The organism is Mycobacterium talmoniae (assembly GCF_001854525.1).
In the GTDB taxonomy this organism is placed as follows: domain Bacteria; phylum Actinomycetota; class Actinomycetes; order Mycobacteriales; family Mycobacteriaceae; genus Mycobacterium; species Mycobacterium talmoniae.
Genome location: NZ_MLQM01000135.1, coordinates 1 through 15,191 on the forward strand (window position 1 = coordinate 1; position 15,191 = coordinate 15,191).

Below are 15,191 nucleotides of genomic sequence, written 5' to 3' on the forward strand. Positions count from 1 at the left end.
CGGGCCGCGCAGGCGGCAATCCGGCGCCGATTCGGGGGCAGCCAACTACCGCTGCCGCCCCCCGGACGGGCTGTTGCCCGCGACCAACCGCCCCACCGTCCCCAGGTCACGTACTCTGAGCGGAGGAATTCGTTCACGCCGGGGGGGTATCGGGTCGAGCAACCCGTCCGACGGGAACCACCGGCGCCCATCGCCGGCGGCGGGATACGGAAGGGGTCGGAGGTGGCCGATAACCACTCGGACAGCTCCTCGGCCACGCCTGCGCCCGAGGTTTCCGACCGAGCGCAGGGCCAGGCCGCGGACGACTTCCAGCCGGATGTGGCGGCCGAAGTCCAGATCGGCACCGTGGCCCCGTCGGTGGCGCCGACCCGGCCGAACAGCGATTTCGCCGGCGATCCCACCCGGGAGCCGATCGCGTTCGACGCCCCGCACGAGTCGGCGCTGGACTCGTCGGCCTCGGCCGATGACCTGCAACTGGTCCCCGGCGCCAGCATCGCCGGCGGCCGGTACCGGCTGCTGGTGCTGCACGGCGCCACCCCGGTGCTGCAGTTCTGGCAGGCGCTGGACACCGCCTTGGACCGGCAGGTGGCGCTGACCTTCGTCGACCCGGATCGGCTGCTGCACGCCGATGAAGTGCACGAGATCTTGTCCCGCACCCTGCGGCTGAGCCGGATCGAGATGCCGGGCATCGCCCGCGTCCTCGACGTCGTGCACACCCGATCCGGCGGCCTGGTGGTCGCCGAGTTCATCCGGGGCGGATCGCTGCGGGAGGTGGCCGATACCGCGCCCTCCCCGGTGGGCGCCGCCCGCGCCATCCAGTCGCTGGCCGCCGCCGCCGAGGCCGCCCACCACGCCGGCGTGGCCCTGTCGATCGACCACCCCAGCCGGGTGCGGGTCAGCATCGAAGGCGACGTCGCGTTGGCGTTCCCGGCGACCATGCCCGAGGCCCAGCCCGAAGACGATATCCGCGGCATCGGCGCCGCCCTGTACGCGCTGCTGGTCAACCGGTGGCCGTTGCCGGAGTCCGGGGCGCCCAGCGGACTGGCGCCCGCCGAGCGGGACAGCACCGGAAATCCCCGCGAGCCGCGCAACATCGACCCGGACATTCCGTTCCAGATTTCGGCGGCGGCGTCGCACGCCGTGCAATCCGACGGCGGGATCCGCAGCGCGTCAACGCTGCTGAACCTGCTGGAGCAGGCGACCGCGGTGGCCGACCGCACCGACCTGTTGACCCCGATCGACGAGTCCGAGCCCCCACCGGATCAGCGACGCGGGGCCCCACTCGATGCGGCGGCTCGGGAACGGCGCCGCCGCGGCCTGATGATCGGGATCGGGGTGGGTGCGGTCATCCTGGTGGTGGCCCTGGTGGTGCTGGTATCGGTGCTCAAAAGCATGTTCGGCGATGTGGGCAGCGGCTTCCGCAAGGACCAGCTGGGGCTCAACAGCCCGTCGGCCGCGGAGTCGTCGGAGTCGGCCGAACCGACCAGTGCCTCCGGGCCGGGCAGCACCGTCAAACCGGTGCGGGCGACCGTGGTTCCGGAAGGACCCGACGCCGACAACCCCGGGCAGGCCGACAAGGCGATCGACGGCAACCCCGCCACCGCCTGGCCCACCGACACCTACCACGATCCGGTCCCGTTCCCGAGCTTCAAGAAGGGTGTCGGCTTGCTACTGCAGTTGCCGAAACCCACCGAGGTCAAAACCGTCACCATCACCGTGCCCAGCACCGGCACCAAGGTGGAGCTGTTCACCTCGACCAAGATGGACAACAAATCGAAGCTGACTTCCACACCGCAGTCGCTGCGGCCCGGCCCCAACAAAATCGAGGTCAACGCCACTTCCTCGACGTCCACGCTGCTGGTGTGGATCTCCACGCTGGGCACTACCAACGGCGAAAGCCGCACCGAGATCTCCGAGATCACCATCCAGGGCACCACCTAGCGGTTGCGGGGTGAAGTGCCGGCCCGGCCCCGGGTGGCTAGGGTCCGGCCATGAAATGCCAAGGACCCCAACGCAGCGACAGTGAGCTGCTGGCCGCTCATGTCGCCGGGGACCGCTACGCCTTCGAAGAACTGTTCAACCGGCACCGGCGGCGGCTGCACCGGCTGGCGCGGCTGACCAGCTGCAGCCCCGAGGACGCGGCGGACGCCGTGCAGGACGCCATGCTGTCGGTGCACCGCGGCGCCGGCGCGTTTCGCCACGACGCCGCGGTCGGCAGCTGGCTGCACCGCATCGTGGTGAACGCCTGCCTGGACGGGCGGCGCCGCGCCAAGGCGCATCCCACCGCCGTCTTGGCGGACCACTCCCCCGCGGTCGCCGACCGCACCGCCCAGGTGGAGACCGCGGTCGTGGTGCAGCGCGCCTTGCTGCGCCTGCCGGTCGAGCAGCGGGCCGCCGTCGTCGCCGTGGATATGCACGGCTACTCGATCGCCGACGCGGCCCGCGCCCTGGGGGTGGCCGAGGGCACCGTCAAAAGCCGCTGCGCCCGGGCCCGCGCGCGGCTGGCCCCGCTGCTGGCGTCGACGCGACCGGGACCTGCGCATGACGCGCCAACGGGGCATGGCGGACACTGAACCCGATGGACGCAGTCACAGACGACCCGGCGGACCCGCCGCCGACCGACTCCAGCCCACCGCCCGAGTCGCCCGGCCGCGACCGGCCGGCCCACTCGATTCGGCCCCGCACCCGACCCGCGCTGGTGGCCGCGGTCGCCGGGCTGGCGGCGACATTGACCGCCGTCGGGATCGGCACCGCCGCGCTGGTCCGCGTCCCGGCCCCGACACCGCCCGCCCAGCAGACCCTGCGTCAGATCACCGTGGCCCCGGTCATCCCGCTGTCCGAGGCGGAGATTCTCGCCCTGCTGGCCCGCGACCCCGACTACGGGCAGCTGGACGACCCGCACCGGCTGGCGGCGTGCCTGCGCGGCCTGGATTACCCGGCCTCCACCCGGGTCCTGGGTGCGCGCCCGATCCAGCTCGACGGCAAACCGGCGGAGCTGCTGGTCGTGCCCGGTGACAGGGCCGACACCGTCATCGCCTTGGCGGTGGCGACCAACTGCAGCGCGGTGGATACCGGGCTGCTGGCCGATACCACCGTCACCCGCCGGTAACGTGCTCGGGGAACAGCGCGGCCTACCCTGGCGTTGGTAGACGCTGTAGCTCGCCCAGCGGAAAGGTTCCTATGACCGACACACCCCCCGTCCACAACGTCATCGTCATCGGCTCCGGCCCCGCTGGCTACACGGCCGCGATCTACGCCGCCCGGGCGCAGTTGGCGCCGGTGGTGTTCGAAGGCACCTCCTTCGGTGGTGCGTTGATGACCACCACCGAGGTGGAGAACTTCCCCGGATTCCGCGAGGGCATCCAGGGTCCGGAACTGATGGATGAGATGCGGGAGCAGGCCCAGCGGTTTGGCGCCGACCTGCGGATGGAAGACGTCGAATCCGTCGAGCTGGACGGCCCGGTGAAATCGGTGGTCACCGCCGACGGGGAGACCTATCGGGCGCGGGCGGTCATCTTGGCGATGGGCGCCGCGGCGCGCTACCTGCACGTCCCCGGTGAGCAGGAGCTGCTGGGGCGCGGAGTGAGCTCCTGCGCGACCTGTGACGGGTTCTTCTTCAAAGACCAGGACATCGCCGTGATCGGCGGCGGCGACTCGGCGATGGAAGAGGCCACCTTCTTGACCCGGTTCGCCCGCAGCGTGACGATCGTGCATCGGCGCGACGAGTTCCGCGCGTCGAAGATCATGCTGGAGCGCGCCCGCGGCAACGACAAGATCCGCTTCATCACCAACCACACCGTCGTTGCGGTGGAAGGCGACACGACGGTGACCGGATTGCGGTTGCGCGACACCGGAACTGGCGCGGAAACCACCCTGGCGGTGACCGGCGTCTTCGTCGCAATCGGCCACGACCCCCGCTCGGAACTGGTCCGCGACGCCGTCGACGTCGACCCCGACGGCTATGTCCTGGTCCGCCAACCCACCACCAGCACCTCGCTGGAGGGGGTGTTCGCGGCCGGAGACCTGGTGGACCGCACCTACCGGCAGGCGGTGACCGCCGCCGGGACCGGCTGCGCTGCGGCCATCGACGCCGAACGGTGGCTGGCGGAATCCGAAGACACCCGGGAAACCGACGCTTTGATGGGAGCAGCCCGATGACCAACACCGAGAACAGCGGCGCCACCGTGACCGTCTCCGACGCCTCGTTCGCCTCGGAGGTGCTGTCGAGCAATACGCCTGTGCTGGTGGACTTTTGGGCGACCTGGTGCGGTCCATGCAAAATGGTGGCCCCGGTGCTCGAAGAGATCGCGGCCGAGAAGGCCGGCGCGCTGACCGTCGCGAAGCTGGACGTCGACGCCAACCCGGAAGCCGCCCGCGATTTCCAGGTCGTCTCGATTCCCACGCTGATCTTGTTCAAGGACGGTCAGCCGGTCAAACGGATCGTCGGCGCCAAGGGCAAGGCCGCCCTGCTGCGCGAGCTCGCTGACCTCGTCTGAGGCGTCGGCCCGAACACACCGATCTGGTCACTGTTCGGCTGGTGTTTTCCGAAAATCGGCGGGTATCTGCGACAATGCTGACGAGTCTGCCTTGTACTCGTCAGCGCTGTTAGCCCGGCTCAGTGCTGCTAATAACGGTGACCGGAGGGTCTGAGCTATGTCATCGAGTCTGCGTCGGGGCGCAGGCGACCCGCTGCGTCGCGGAGACCGCAGCCGCGCGGTCATCGAGATCCGCGCCGCGCTGGCCGCACTGGGACTGGTGGACAGCCCGGACGCCGACCTGACCACGGGCAAGCATGTGCTGCCCGACGTCTTCGACGCCGAACTCGATCAGGCGGTGCGCGCGTTTCAGCAGCAGCGCGGGCTGCTGGTGGACGGGATCGTCGGCGCGGCCACCTATCGGGCGCTCAAAGAGGCCTCCTACCGGCTCGGCGCCCGCACGCTGCATCACCAATTCGGCGCCCCGATGTACGGCGACGATGTCGCTACCCTGCAGGCCCGGTTGCAGGACCTCGGTTTCTATACCGGCCTGGTCGACGGGTACTTCGGTCTGCAGACGCACAACGCGCTGATGTCCTACCAGCGCGAGTACGGGCTTTCGGCCGACGGTATCTGCGGCCCAGAAACGTTGCGCTCCTTGTACTTCCTGTCCTCCCGGGTGACCGGCGGTTCGCCGCACGCGATCCGCGAGGAAGAACTGGTGCGCCGATCCGGGCCGAAGCTCTCGGGCAAACGGATCATCATCGACCCGGGCCGCGGCGGCTCGGACCACGGCCCCATCATGCGCGGCCCGGAGGGCCCGATCAGCGAGGCAGATGTGCTGTGGGACTTGGCGAGTCGGCTCGAGGGCCGGATGACGGCGATCGGCATGGAGACATTCCTGTCCCGGCCGACCGGCCACAGTCCATCGGACACCGACCGGGCCAACACCGCCAATGCGGTCGGTGCCGATCTGATGATCAGCCTGCGGTGCGCGGCGCATCCCAGCCCGGCGGCCAACGGTGTGGCGTCGTTCCACTTCGGCAACTCGCATGGCTCGGTGTCCACCATCGGCCGTAATCTGGCGGACTTCATCCAACGAGAAGTGGTGGCGCGCACGGGTTTACAGGATTGCCGGGCGCACGGCCGGACGTGGGACCTGCTCCGGCTGACCCGGATGCCCACCGTTCAGGTCGACGTCGGCTACATGACCAACCCGCGCGACCGGGCGATGCTGGTCACCACCGGAACCCGGGACGCGATCGCCGAAGGCATCTTGGCCGCGGTCAAACGGCTGTACCTGCTGGGCAAGAACGACCGGCCCACCGGCACCTTCACCTTCGCCGAGCTGCTGGCGCACGAGTTGGCCGTCGAACAGGCCGGCCGGGTCACCGGTCGGTAGCTGCCGCGCCGGCCCCCACCGGCTGCTGCAACTGCGCGTTCTCCAGCAGCCGTTCGAGGGCCGCTTCCACCTCCGCCTTCCAACCCAGGCCTTTATCCAGCTCCAGCCGCAGCCGGGGAAAGTAGCGGTGCGGGGCGACCACGGTGAAGCCCACATCCTGCAGGAAGTCGGCGTCGATCACGCAGTGCTCCACCGAGCAGTCCCCCGGGGCGGTCAGCACCCGCTGCACGTCGTCGTCCACCGCGGGCGCCTCCTGCAACTCGGCGGTGGCCGGCGTGCGGCCGAACGCCTCCAGCGCCCGCACGCCGCGGCGGACCAATTCGTCGACCACCCGGGCGACCAGGTCGTGTTGTAGGCCCTCGGTGGCGTGCCCGGGCTCCACCCCCATCGACGTCAGCAGCACGGCGTCCGCCGACACCGGCGCGGTGGGAAAGTGCTGGGCCCGCGGCACCGCCCGCGGCGGCGCGTAGAGGATGTAGCCCAGACAGGCCGGCTCCGGCGGGGGTGCGGTCGCGATCTGCCCACACGAACCCCACTCCAGCATGACCATCGACAACCAGGCTTCCTTTTCGAACTCCGGGTCGGTGAGATGGTCGTCGTTGCGCAGCGTCGCCGGATCGACCTCCCAGAAGATGCAGCGGCGGGCATGCTTGGGCAGCTGATCGAAGGCGTCGAGTGCCAGCGGTGTAATTCGAGTAGACACTAGATCGCTGGTCTCCCGTGCGACGCCACGTCCGGTTGCCAGGATCGGCCCCGGCGGCACCGCGGTGCCCGCCCCGGGCCACCTCGTCGACCGATAAATAAACGCATCACAATGCTTCTAGGATAGGGAGTCGCGCTCCGGCGGGCTAGGGTCACTGCAACCGCCCCTCGGACGTCACCTTCGGTACCAATTGCCCTGGTGCACAGTCGGTTTCCCACAGCGGCCGGGCCCAGCCCGGGGCATGTGCGACCGCGGCGTCACAGTGACGTAATCGCGCGGTATGTCCGGTCAGGCCTCGGAGCCGCTCATCAGGTCCACAATGCGTTGCAGATCATCGACCGAACCGAACTCGACGACGATCTTGCCCTTGCGTTTGCCGAGGCTGACCGTGACCCGGGTGTCGAACGCGGTCGACAGCCGTTCGGCCACGTCCTGCAGCCCGGGCATCTGGATGGGCTTGCGTCGCGGCGGGGCCGGGGTGTTGGTGCCGCCGTGATTGGCTAGCGTGACCGCTTCCTCGGTGGCTCGCACCGACAGGCCCTCGGCGACGATGCGGGCCGCCAATTCCTCCTGCGCCTCGGGGCCGGCCTCCAGTGACAGCAAGGCCCGGGCGTGCCCGGCGGACAGCACCCCCGCCGCGACCCGGCGCTGCACGGCGATCGGCAGCCGCAGCAGCCGAATCATGTTGGTGATCAACGGCCGCGACCGCCCGATGCGGGCCGCCAGTTCCTCGTGGGTGACGCCGAATTCGTCGAGCAGCTGCTGGTAGGCCGCGGCCTCTTCCAGCGGGTTGAGTTGCACCCGGTGGATGTTTTCCAGCAAGGCGTCGCGCAGCAGATTCTCCTCATCGGTCTGCCGCACGATCGCCGGGATGGTCTCCAGGCCGGCCTGCTGGGCGGCACGCAGCCGCCGCTCCCCCATCACCAGTTGGTAGCGGGGGCCCTGACCGTCGGTGGCGTCCAGTGAGCGGACCACGATCGGCTGCATCAATCCGAACTCGCGGATCGAGTGCACGAGCTCGGCCAATGCCTCCTCATCGAACACCTGACGCGGCTGGCGCGGATTCGGTTGGATCGACGCCGGGTCGATCTCGCGGTAGACGGCGCCGGGCCCGGCGGTGTCCGGCAGCGCCGGGCCGCCCAACACCACATCGGCGGCCGCGGCACCCATCCGCGGCCCCAGCGGCGAGGGCCCCGATTCGCCGTCGGCCGGGCCGGTGGGAATCAGGGACGCCAAGCCGCGGCCCAGGCCGCCCTTCCTACGCGATGGTTGAGTCATCGCCGCCGTTCCTCTCCATCACCACGCACCGCATCGTTCCTCCTCATCGCCGCGCCCTGCATCGTCATTGTTGCGGACATCAGCGCTGCCCCGTCGGCGGGTGGTCCCGTCCGGCGAGTTCGCGGCTGGCGTCCAGGTAGCTCATCGCACCGCGCGAGCCGGGGTCGTAGTCGATGATCGTCATGCTGTAGCCGGGCGCTTCGGAGACCTTGACGCTGCGCGGGATCACCGTCCGCAGCACCTTGTCGCCGAAGTATCGACGCACCTCCTCGGCCACCTGATCGGCCAGCTTGGTTCGACCGTCATACATCGTGAGCACCACCGTGGTCACCTCGAGCTGCGGGTTGAGATGAGCTTTCACCATCTCGATATTGCGCATCAGCTGCGACACGCCCTCCAGTGCGTAGTACTCGCACTGGATCGGGATCAGCACCTCCGGCGCGGCGACGAGCGCGTTGATGGTCAGCAGGCCCAGCGAGGGCGGGCAGTCGACGAACACGTAATCGAAGTCGAACTCGTCGAGCTGGGCGAGCGCATTGCGCAGCCGGTTCTCCCGGGCCACCATGCTGACCAACTCGATCTCGGCGCCGGCCAGGTCGATGGTGGACGGCACACAGAACAGCCGCTCGCTGTGCGGGCTGCGCCGGATCGCCTGCTGTAACGGGATCTCGCCGAGCAGCGCCTCATACGAGGACGGGGTGCCGGACTGGCGCTCGGCGATCCCCAGCGCGGTGCTGGCGTTGCCCTGCGGGTCCAGATCGACGACCAACGTCTTGAGGCCCTGGACGGCGAGCGCGGCCGCGAGGTTGACGGCCGTCGTCGTCTTGCCGACCCCGCCCTTCTGGTTCGCGACGGTGAACACCCGCCGGTGTCGGGGCCGCGGTAGGCGGTCGTGGGCGGTGTGCAGCACCTGCATGGCGCGCTCGGCCGCCGCCCCGATCGGGGTGTCGTACTCGTTCGTCGTTTCACGTGAAACATCGGTGTTGGGCACCGGGCGCACCTCCGGGGGCTGTTGGACCGGGGGCGGTGTCACCGGCGCCGCCCCGGGTACTGGGGCCGCCGGGCCACGTGGCGCAGTCATGCGTTCCTCCTTGCCGTACGCGCGCGTCGCGCCGCCGTTCGCTCCCCGCGCCGCGCTGACACCACGGTTGCGGGCGGAGTCAAATAGTTCACGCCACATCTCACCACCCTGACATTGTCCGCACCCAGTGCGGTCATCACACGCCGGTGTTCCCGGACTTCCTCGGCGGCCCGCTCCCCCTTGATCGCCAGCATCCTTCCGTCCCGGCGCAACAGCGGCAGGCTCCACTTGGTCAGCTTGTCCAACCCGGCCACCGCCCGCGACACCACGGCGTCGACCTCCCCGACCCGGCGGCGCACCGGCGCCTCCTCCGCACGACCCCGCACCACCTCCAGGTCCAGACCCAACTCCGCGATCGCCTCGTGCAGGAACTCGCTCCGGCGCAACAGGGGTTCGACGAGGGTGATGGTCAGGTCCGGCCGGGCGATCGCCAACACGACCCCGGGCAGCCCGGCCCCGCTGCCGATGTCGACAACCCGTTCCCCCGCCTCCAGCAGTTCGCCGACGGCTGCGCAATTGAGCAGGTGCCGCTCCCACAGGCGGTTGACTTCCCGCGGACCGAGCAGGCCCCGCTCCACCCCGGCCCCCGCGAGCACCTCGGCGTAGCGGTGGGCGATCCCGAGCCGCGGCCCGAACACGTCTCGGGCGGCGGCGGGCGGTTCAGCCACAACGACCTGTTTCACGTGAAACATTCCTCCGGTCTTCCGGGGACGGCGGTGGGCCGAACTACATCGATGTAACTCTTAGTCGGGCAGGACGACGACCCGACGGGACGGCTCCACGCCCTCGCTCTCGCTGTGCACCCCGGCCACCGCCGCGACCGCGTCGTGGACGATCTTGCGCTCGAACGGCGTCATCGGCGCCAGCTGCTCGTCCTGGCCGCTCTCCAGCACCCGACGGGCCACCTTCTCGCCCAGCGCCGACAGCTCCTCGCGGCGCCGGCGGCGCCACCCCGCGATGTCGAGCATCAGCCGGCTGCGCTCCCCCGTCTTCTGGTGCACGGCCAGCCGGGTCAGTTCCTGCAGCGCGTCGAGCGCCTCCCCGTTGCGGCCGACCAACTTGGTGAGGTCCGCGCCGCCGTCGATGCTCACCACCGCGCGGTCGCCCTCGACGTCGAGGTCGATGTCGCCGTCGAAGTCGAGCAGGTCCAGCAGCTCCTCCAAGTAGTCGCCCGCGATTTCGCCCTCGGCGACCAGTCGCTCCTCCAGATCGGACTCCGTGTCGGTGCCCTCGGCGCCGTTGGGGTGCTCGCCTTCCAGCGACTGCGCCTCGGCGTCGGATTGTGTGGTGTCGGCGTCCGTCATGCCTATCTCCCTCTTTCCTGGGTCACCGTCGTCCCGGTTCCGGTCTCGGTCACCGCTTACGCTTCTTCTGTTTGGGCCCTGGCCGCGCGGTCTTCTTCGCCGGGGCGGGCTTCCCGGTCTCGGTGGTCGCCGGCTGTGCTTCGGTTACCTCGCCGTCGGCCTCGGCGCTGTCCACCGTCGTCGACACCCCGCTGCCGCCGGGGGCCTTCGGGGTGCGTTTCGGCTTGGCTCCGGGAGCCGGCGCATTCGCCGCCCGGCGGCGCAGCGCCTCTTCCTTTTTCGCCTCGTCTTCTTTGGCGATCATGCCGAACACGTAGTGCTGCTGGCCGAACGTCCAGATGTTGTTGGAGAACCAGTAGAAGATGATCGCCAGCGGCAGGAACGGCCCGCCGACCACCACCCCCAGCGGGAACACGTATAGCGCCAGCTTGTTCATCATCGCGGTCTGCGGATTGGCGGCGGCCTCCGGACTTTGCCGGGCCACCGACGCGCGGCTGTTGAAGTAGGTCGCGATCCCGGCCAGGATCATCACCGGCACCCCGACCGCGATGACCGCCCACCGGTTGAACTCGAAATTCGAGAACGCCGCGAGGCTGGCCTGGTTCTGGGTCATGCTTGCGCTCAGCGGCGCCCCGAACAGGTTCGCGTCGAGGAAGTGGCCGACGTCGGTCGCGTCGAAAAAGTAGTTGCCCAGCTTCCGGTTTTCTTCGGGCGAGAGCCCCAGTTGCCCAAACCCGGTGCTGGTCCGGTTGAACGATCGCAGTACGTGATACAGCCCCAAAAACACCGGCACCTGCGCCAGCATCGGCAGGCAGCCCAGCAGCGGATTGAAGTCGTGTTCGCGCTGCAGCTTCTGCATCTCCAGCGCCATGCGCTGCCGGTCCTTGCTGTACTTCTTCTGCAGCGCCTTGATCTGTGGCTGCAGCTCCTGCATCTGGCGGGTGGTGCGGATCTGCTTGACGAACGGCTTGTACAGCAGCGCGCGCAGGGTGAAGACCAGGAACATCACCGACAGCACCCAGGTGAAGAAGCTGGTCGGGCCCAGGCCGGGCACGTGACTGAACACCTTGTACCAGAGCCACATGATCCCCGACACCGGGTAATAGACGTAGTCGAGGCTGACCGGATCAAAGGACAAGGCGCTCACTCTCCGTTCGCTTCGCTGGGGGGTCCCAGACCTCGCCGACGTCGTGGTGGTGCGCGCAAGATCCGGCTCGTTCGGGTATCGGGTCCCATCCTCCCCGATGCCAGGGCCCGCATTTGGCCAGCCGCAGCGCGCTCAGCCAGGTACCGCGCATCAGCCCATACTCGGTCAGCGCATCCACGGCGTATTGACTGCAGGTCGGGATGAACCGGCAACTCGGCAGCCGCAGCGGCGACACCAGGTGCCGGTACAGATTGATCACGAACACCAGCCCGCGAACCGGCAGTGCCCGTACGTTCCGCCGCTGTCGCAGGGCCCCGGCGGATCTCACCGGTCGCATCCCTCGGCCTGGTGGATGCGCCGCAGCCCAGCCCGCAGCTGCTGTTCGAGTCGCGCCGACACCGCATGCCGACTGCTGGGCCGCGCCCGGATCACCAGGTGGTCGGTCGGCCGCAGCTCCGGGAGCACGGTCCGGCAGACGTGCCGCAACCGGCGCGCCACCCGATGCCGGTCCACCGCCGAACCGACCGCCTTCGCCACGACCAGGCCGACCCGCGGCCCCGGCTCATCGCCGGCCTGGCGGGCGTGCAGGACGATATCGGGCTGTACGGCGCGCGTTCCATGCTTGACCGTCGCACTGAAATCGGATGACCGACGCATCCGGTACTGCGCGGGAAGCACCGCCTTGATACCCGCGACCGGATCAGGCAGTCAGCGAACGGCGGCCTTTACGACGCCGGCCGGAAACAATGGCGCGCCCCGCACGGGTACGCATCCGCAACCGGAAGCCGTGCACCCGGGCGCGGCGACGGTTGTTCGGCTGGAAGGTCCGCTTGCCCTTGGCCACGGCGAATTCTCCTCATACGTCTGGCATCGTCTTCGACATCAGACCGTGGTCCGTCGAAGGCGGGAGCCTCGATAAACTTTGCGTCTCGCTGGTAACCGGCGCGGTCCCCGACACAACACCGGGTCGCAGCCGTATCGCCGACGTTCGGGCGACTGTTCGAGGGTACTGATGCACGTTGTCCCGGTCAAACCTCGCCCGGCGGGCCCACCGCACCGCAACACAATCGTTAACTGTCGTCACTGCTGTCACGCCGTGTCAACGAATCGCACAGAACCCCCGGCAATGTCGCCGAACGATTGGTCCCCCGCCCCGAAAACTGTTAGCTTCGGGCAATGCCGTTTCACACCGGAACGGCGCCCGACAACGATGCGAGGATGGCGGAACGGCTTCCTGTCCAGACAACCCATGCTGGCTGTCTCGAGCGCCGATCCCACACACTGCGGCCACTAGGTCGCGACGCAAGGACGGACGTCCTTTCCACACTTGTGGATAACCGTGTGGACAGTTCGTCCCCGCTAGTAGAGTTGTGTCGCGACATCGAAGCAGGGGGGATTTGGCATTGACCGATGATCCCGGTTCCGCCTTTCCGACGGTGTGGGATGCAGTCGTTTCCGAACTCAACGGCGACGCTCATCCGGCCCATAACGGCGACGCCCTCCTCCCGGCCCTCACTCCTCAGCAAAAAGCCTGGTTAAACCTGGTGCAGCCGCTGACCATCGTGGAGGGCTTCGCTCTGCTGTCGGTGCCCAGCAGCTTCGTTCAAAACGAGATCGAACGGCACCTGCGGGTGCGGATCACCGACGCACTCAGCCGTCGGCTCGGCCACCAGGTCGAGCTGGGCGTCCGCATCGCTCCCCCGCCCGCCGAACCCGACGCCGACGCGATCCCCGACGACCGTGGCCCGGACATCGAAGACGTCGAGGCCGACCGGCAAGCCCCGGTCAACGCCGACGAAACCTGGCCGAACTACTTCACCGAACGCCCGCCCAGCAACGATCCCAGCGATGCCGGCGGTACCAGTTTGAACCGGCGCTACACGTTCGACACGTTCGTCATCGGCGCCTCCAATCGGTTTGCTCACGCCGCCACGTTGGCGATTGCCGAAGCCCCCGCCCGGGCCTACAACCCGCTCTTCATCTGGGGGGAGTCCGGGTTGGGTAAAACGCACCTTTTGCACGCCGCCGGCAACTACGCCCAACGCCTGTTCCCTGGTATGCGGGTGAAGTACGTCTCCACCGAGGAATTCACCAACGACTTCATCAACTCGCTGCGCGACGACCGCAAGGTCGCGTTCAAGCGCAGCTACCGCGACGTCGATGTGCTGCTGGTCGACGACATCCAGTTCATCGAGGGTAAGGAAGGTATCCAGGAGGAGTTCTTCCACACCTTCAATACCTTGCACAACGCCAACAAGCAGATCGTCATCTCCTCGGACCGCCCGCCCAAACAGCTGGCCACGCTCGAGGACCGGTTACGGACCCGGTTCGAGTGGGGGCTGATCACCGACGTCCAGCCCCCCGACCTCGAAACCCGCATCGCCATCCTGCGCAAGAAAGCCCAGGTCGAGCGTCTTGACGTGCCCGGCGAGGTGTTGGAGCTGATCGCCACCAGCATCGAGCGCAATATCCGGGAGTTGGAGGGTGCGCTGATCCGGGTCACCGCGTTCGCCTCGCTCAACAAGACACCGATCGACAAAGCCCTGGCCGAGATCGTGCTGCGGGACCTGATCGCCGACGCCAGCGCCATGCAGATCAGCGCCGCCACCATCATGGCGGCCACCGCCGAGTACTTCGACACCACGATTGAGGAGCTGCGCGGGCCGGGTAAGACCCGCGCCCTGGCCCAGTCGCGTCAGATAGCGATGTACCTGTGCCGGGAGCTCACCGATCTGTCGCTGCCCAAGATCGGTCAGGCGTTCGGCCGCGACCACACCACCGTGATGTACGCCGAACGCAAGATTCGCGGCGAGATGGCCGAGCGGCGCGAGGTCTTCGATCAAGTCAAAGAGCTCACCACCCGCATCCGGCAGCGCGCCAAGCGCTGATTTTCGCGCACCCATCACCAAAAAACTTCTGGCTCGTTCGCACCACCAATCACAGCCGCCCGCTGTGTATAGCCGTGTGCACAACCGGCGGAGTAACCCGCCGCGACCGCACAGCCCCGTGCACAACGCCGCGCACATCCCCAACCCGGGGCCCGGCGCCACACCGTTGTGCACGGCGAATCCACAGCCCCGCAAGCCGTTTAGCAGCACCGACACCACGCTGTACCCAACATGCACAGGCCTTAATACTGTTACTGGTACCTCTACCTAGATTTCCTTTAGAAACAGACCGCTGGGGATCGCACTGTCCACACCCGTCGGTCGACGCCGAGCCCTCCCCCGAGGCGTGCCCTTGTCGGGGTGGTCGTTTAGCTTTCAAGATGCCGCCAAACGCTCTACGGTTGTGTCTCGACCGCCGTATGCGGCCGTCGCGGCGTACCACGGTCAAGGTGTTCGTCACCGGGGCACTTACCCGCTCGCGGGGCCGGTAGCCGATCGAGAGCTTGATGTAGGGGTGATGAGGGACACTATGGACGTGGCGTCGACGGGAGTCGGATTGACCGACTTGAAGTTTCGTTTGATGCGAGAAGACTTCGCCGATGCGGTCGCCTGGGTGGCGAAGAACCTGCCCACCAGACCGATGCAGCCGGTGCTGGCCGGGGTGTTGTTGACCGGCTCCGATGAGGGCCTGACCGTCTCCGGGTTTGACTACGAGGTCTCCGCTGAAGTTCGCGTTCCTGCCGAAATCGCTTCTCCGGGAAGCGTTTTGGTTTCGGGCCGATTGTTGTCCGACATCACCCGGGCGTTGCCGGCCAAACCCGTCGACGTCAGCGTCGAGGGCACCCGGGTGTCGTTGACCTGCGGAAGCGCCCGGTTTTCGCTGCCGACCATGGCGGTCGAGGACTATCCGGCG

At 68.3% G+C, this 15,191-nt stretch carries 16 protein-coding genes and 1 pseudogene; 8 read left to right on the forward strand and 9 right to left on the reverse strand.

The window, feature by feature from the left end:
- The 6 genes from BKN37_RS20010 to BKN37_RS20035 form a co-directional block, all read left to right on the forward strand.
- The coding region (locus tag BKN37_RS20010; protein ID WP_242657306.1) for a protein kinase family protein at nucleotides 1-1,941 on the forward strand (1,941 nt) is incomplete at its 5' end.
- 50 nt (nucleotides 1,942-1,991) lie between these two features.
- Nucleotides 1,992-2,573: an RNA polymerase sigma factor SigM gene (gene sigM, locus BKN37_RS20015; protein WP_071028713.1), complete on the forward strand. Its 582-nt coding sequence runs from the start codon at nucleotides 1,992-1,994 to the stop codon at nucleotides 2,571-2,573.
- 5 nt (nucleotides 2,574-2,578) lie between these two features.
- Nucleotides 2,579-3,109, forward strand: coding sequence for a hypothetical protein (locus BKN37_RS20020; RefSeq protein ID WP_071028714.1), 531 nt, complete (start codon nucleotides 2,579-2,581; stop codon nucleotides 3,107-3,109).
- 71 nt (nucleotides 3,110-3,180) lie between these two features.
- Complete coding sequence (gene trxB, locus BKN37_RS20025) at nucleotides 3,181-4,158, forward strand: thioredoxin-disulfide reductase (RefSeq protein WP_071028715.1); 978 nt, start codon at nucleotides 3,181-3,183, stop codon at nucleotides 4,156-4,158.
- Nucleotides 4,155-4,496 (forward strand): thioredoxin, encoded by a 342-nt coding sequence (gene trxA, locus BKN37_RS20030; RefSeq protein ID WP_071028716.1) that lies wholly within the window; start codon nucleotides 4,155-4,157, stop codon nucleotides 4,494-4,496. Before trxB ends, trxA begins: the two co-directional genes overlap by 4 nt.
- Before the next feature lie 157 nt (nucleotides 4,497-4,653).
- Nucleotides 4,654-5,877 carry an N-acetylmuramoyl-L-alanine amidase gene (locus tag BKN37_RS20035; protein WP_071028717.1) on the forward strand — a complete coding sequence of 408 codons (1,224 nt, stop codon included), beginning with the start codon at nucleotides 4,654-4,656 and terminating at the stop codon, nucleotides 5,875-5,877.
- Here BKN37_RS20035 and BKN37_RS20040 read toward each other — a convergent pair.
- From BKN37_RS20040 to rpmH, 9 genes are all read right to left on the reverse strand, one after another.
- On the reverse strand, nucleotides 5,864-6,580 hold the full coding sequence (locus BKN37_RS20040; RefSeq protein WP_071028718.1) for an acetyltransferase: 717 nt from the start codon (nucleotides 6,578-6,580) through the stop codon (nucleotides 5,864-5,866). The genes BKN37_RS20035 and BKN37_RS20040 overlap by 14 nt on opposite strands.
- 288 nt (nucleotides 6,581-6,868) lie before the next feature.
- Nucleotides 6,869-7,858 carry a ParB/RepB/Spo0J family partition protein gene (locus BKN37_RS20045; RefSeq protein WP_071028719.1) on the reverse strand — a complete coding sequence of 330 codons (990 nt, stop codon included), beginning with the start codon at nucleotides 7,856-7,858 and terminating at the stop codon, nucleotides 6,869-6,871.
- Between the two features lie 79 nt (nucleotides 7,859-7,937).
- Entirely contained in the window at nucleotides 7,938-8,939 is a 1,002-nt protein-coding gene (locus BKN37_RS20050; protein ID WP_071028720.1) for a ParA family protein, read from the reverse strand.
- Complete coding sequence (gene rsmG, locus BKN37_RS20055) at nucleotides 8,936-9,631, reverse strand: 16S rRNA (guanine(527)-N(7))-methyltransferase RsmG (protein ID WP_071028721.1); 696 nt, start codon at nucleotides 9,629-9,631, stop codon at nucleotides 8,936-8,938. Before rsmG ends, BKN37_RS20050 begins: the two co-directional genes overlap by 4 nt.
- 51 nt (nucleotides 9,632-9,682) lie before the next feature.
- On the reverse strand, nucleotides 9,683-10,243 hold the full coding sequence (locus BKN37_RS20060) for a Jag family protein (protein ID WP_071028722.1): 561 nt from the start codon (nucleotides 10,241-10,243) through the stop codon (nucleotides 9,683-9,685).
- Nucleotides 10,244-10,292: 49 nt separating this feature from the next.
- Complete coding sequence (yidC, locus tag BKN37_RS20065) at nucleotides 10,293-11,327, reverse strand: membrane protein insertase YidC (protein ID WP_242657307.1); 1,035 nt, start codon at nucleotides 11,325-11,327, stop codon at nucleotides 10,293-10,295.
- 43 nt (nucleotides 11,328-11,370) lie between these two features.
- Nucleotides 11,371-11,727, reverse strand: coding sequence for a membrane protein insertion efficiency factor YidD (gene yidD / locus BKN37_RS27975; RefSeq protein ID WP_083341918.1), 357 nt, complete (start codon nucleotides 11,725-11,727; stop codon nucleotides 11,371-11,373).
- Entirely contained in the window at nucleotides 11,715-12,068 is a 354-nt protein-coding gene (gene rnpA, locus BKN37_RS20070; RefSeq protein ID WP_071028723.1) for a ribonuclease P protein component, read from the reverse strand. The genes yidD and rnpA overlap by 13 nt, the downstream gene beginning before the upstream one ends.
- Before the next feature lie 22 nt (nucleotides 12,069-12,090).
- Nucleotides 12,091-12,234: a 50S ribosomal protein L34 gene (rpmH, locus tag BKN37_RS27980; protein WP_019735309.1), complete on the reverse strand. Its 144-nt coding sequence runs from the start codon at nucleotides 12,232-12,234 to the stop codon at nucleotides 12,091-12,093.
- Between the two features lie 559 nt (nucleotides 12,235-12,793).
- Here rpmH and dnaA point away from each other — a divergent pair.
- Nucleotides 12,794-14,278 carry a chromosomal replication initiator protein DnaA gene (dnaA, locus tag BKN37_RS20075; protein WP_071028724.1) on the forward strand — a complete coding sequence of 495 codons (1,485 nt, stop codon included), beginning with the start codon at nucleotides 12,794-12,796 and terminating at the stop codon, nucleotides 14,276-14,278.
- 529 nt (nucleotides 14,279-14,807) lie between these two features.
- Nucleotides 14,808-15,191: pseudogene (locus BKN37_RS20080) on the forward strand (DNA polymerase III subunit beta); the annotation flags it as partial.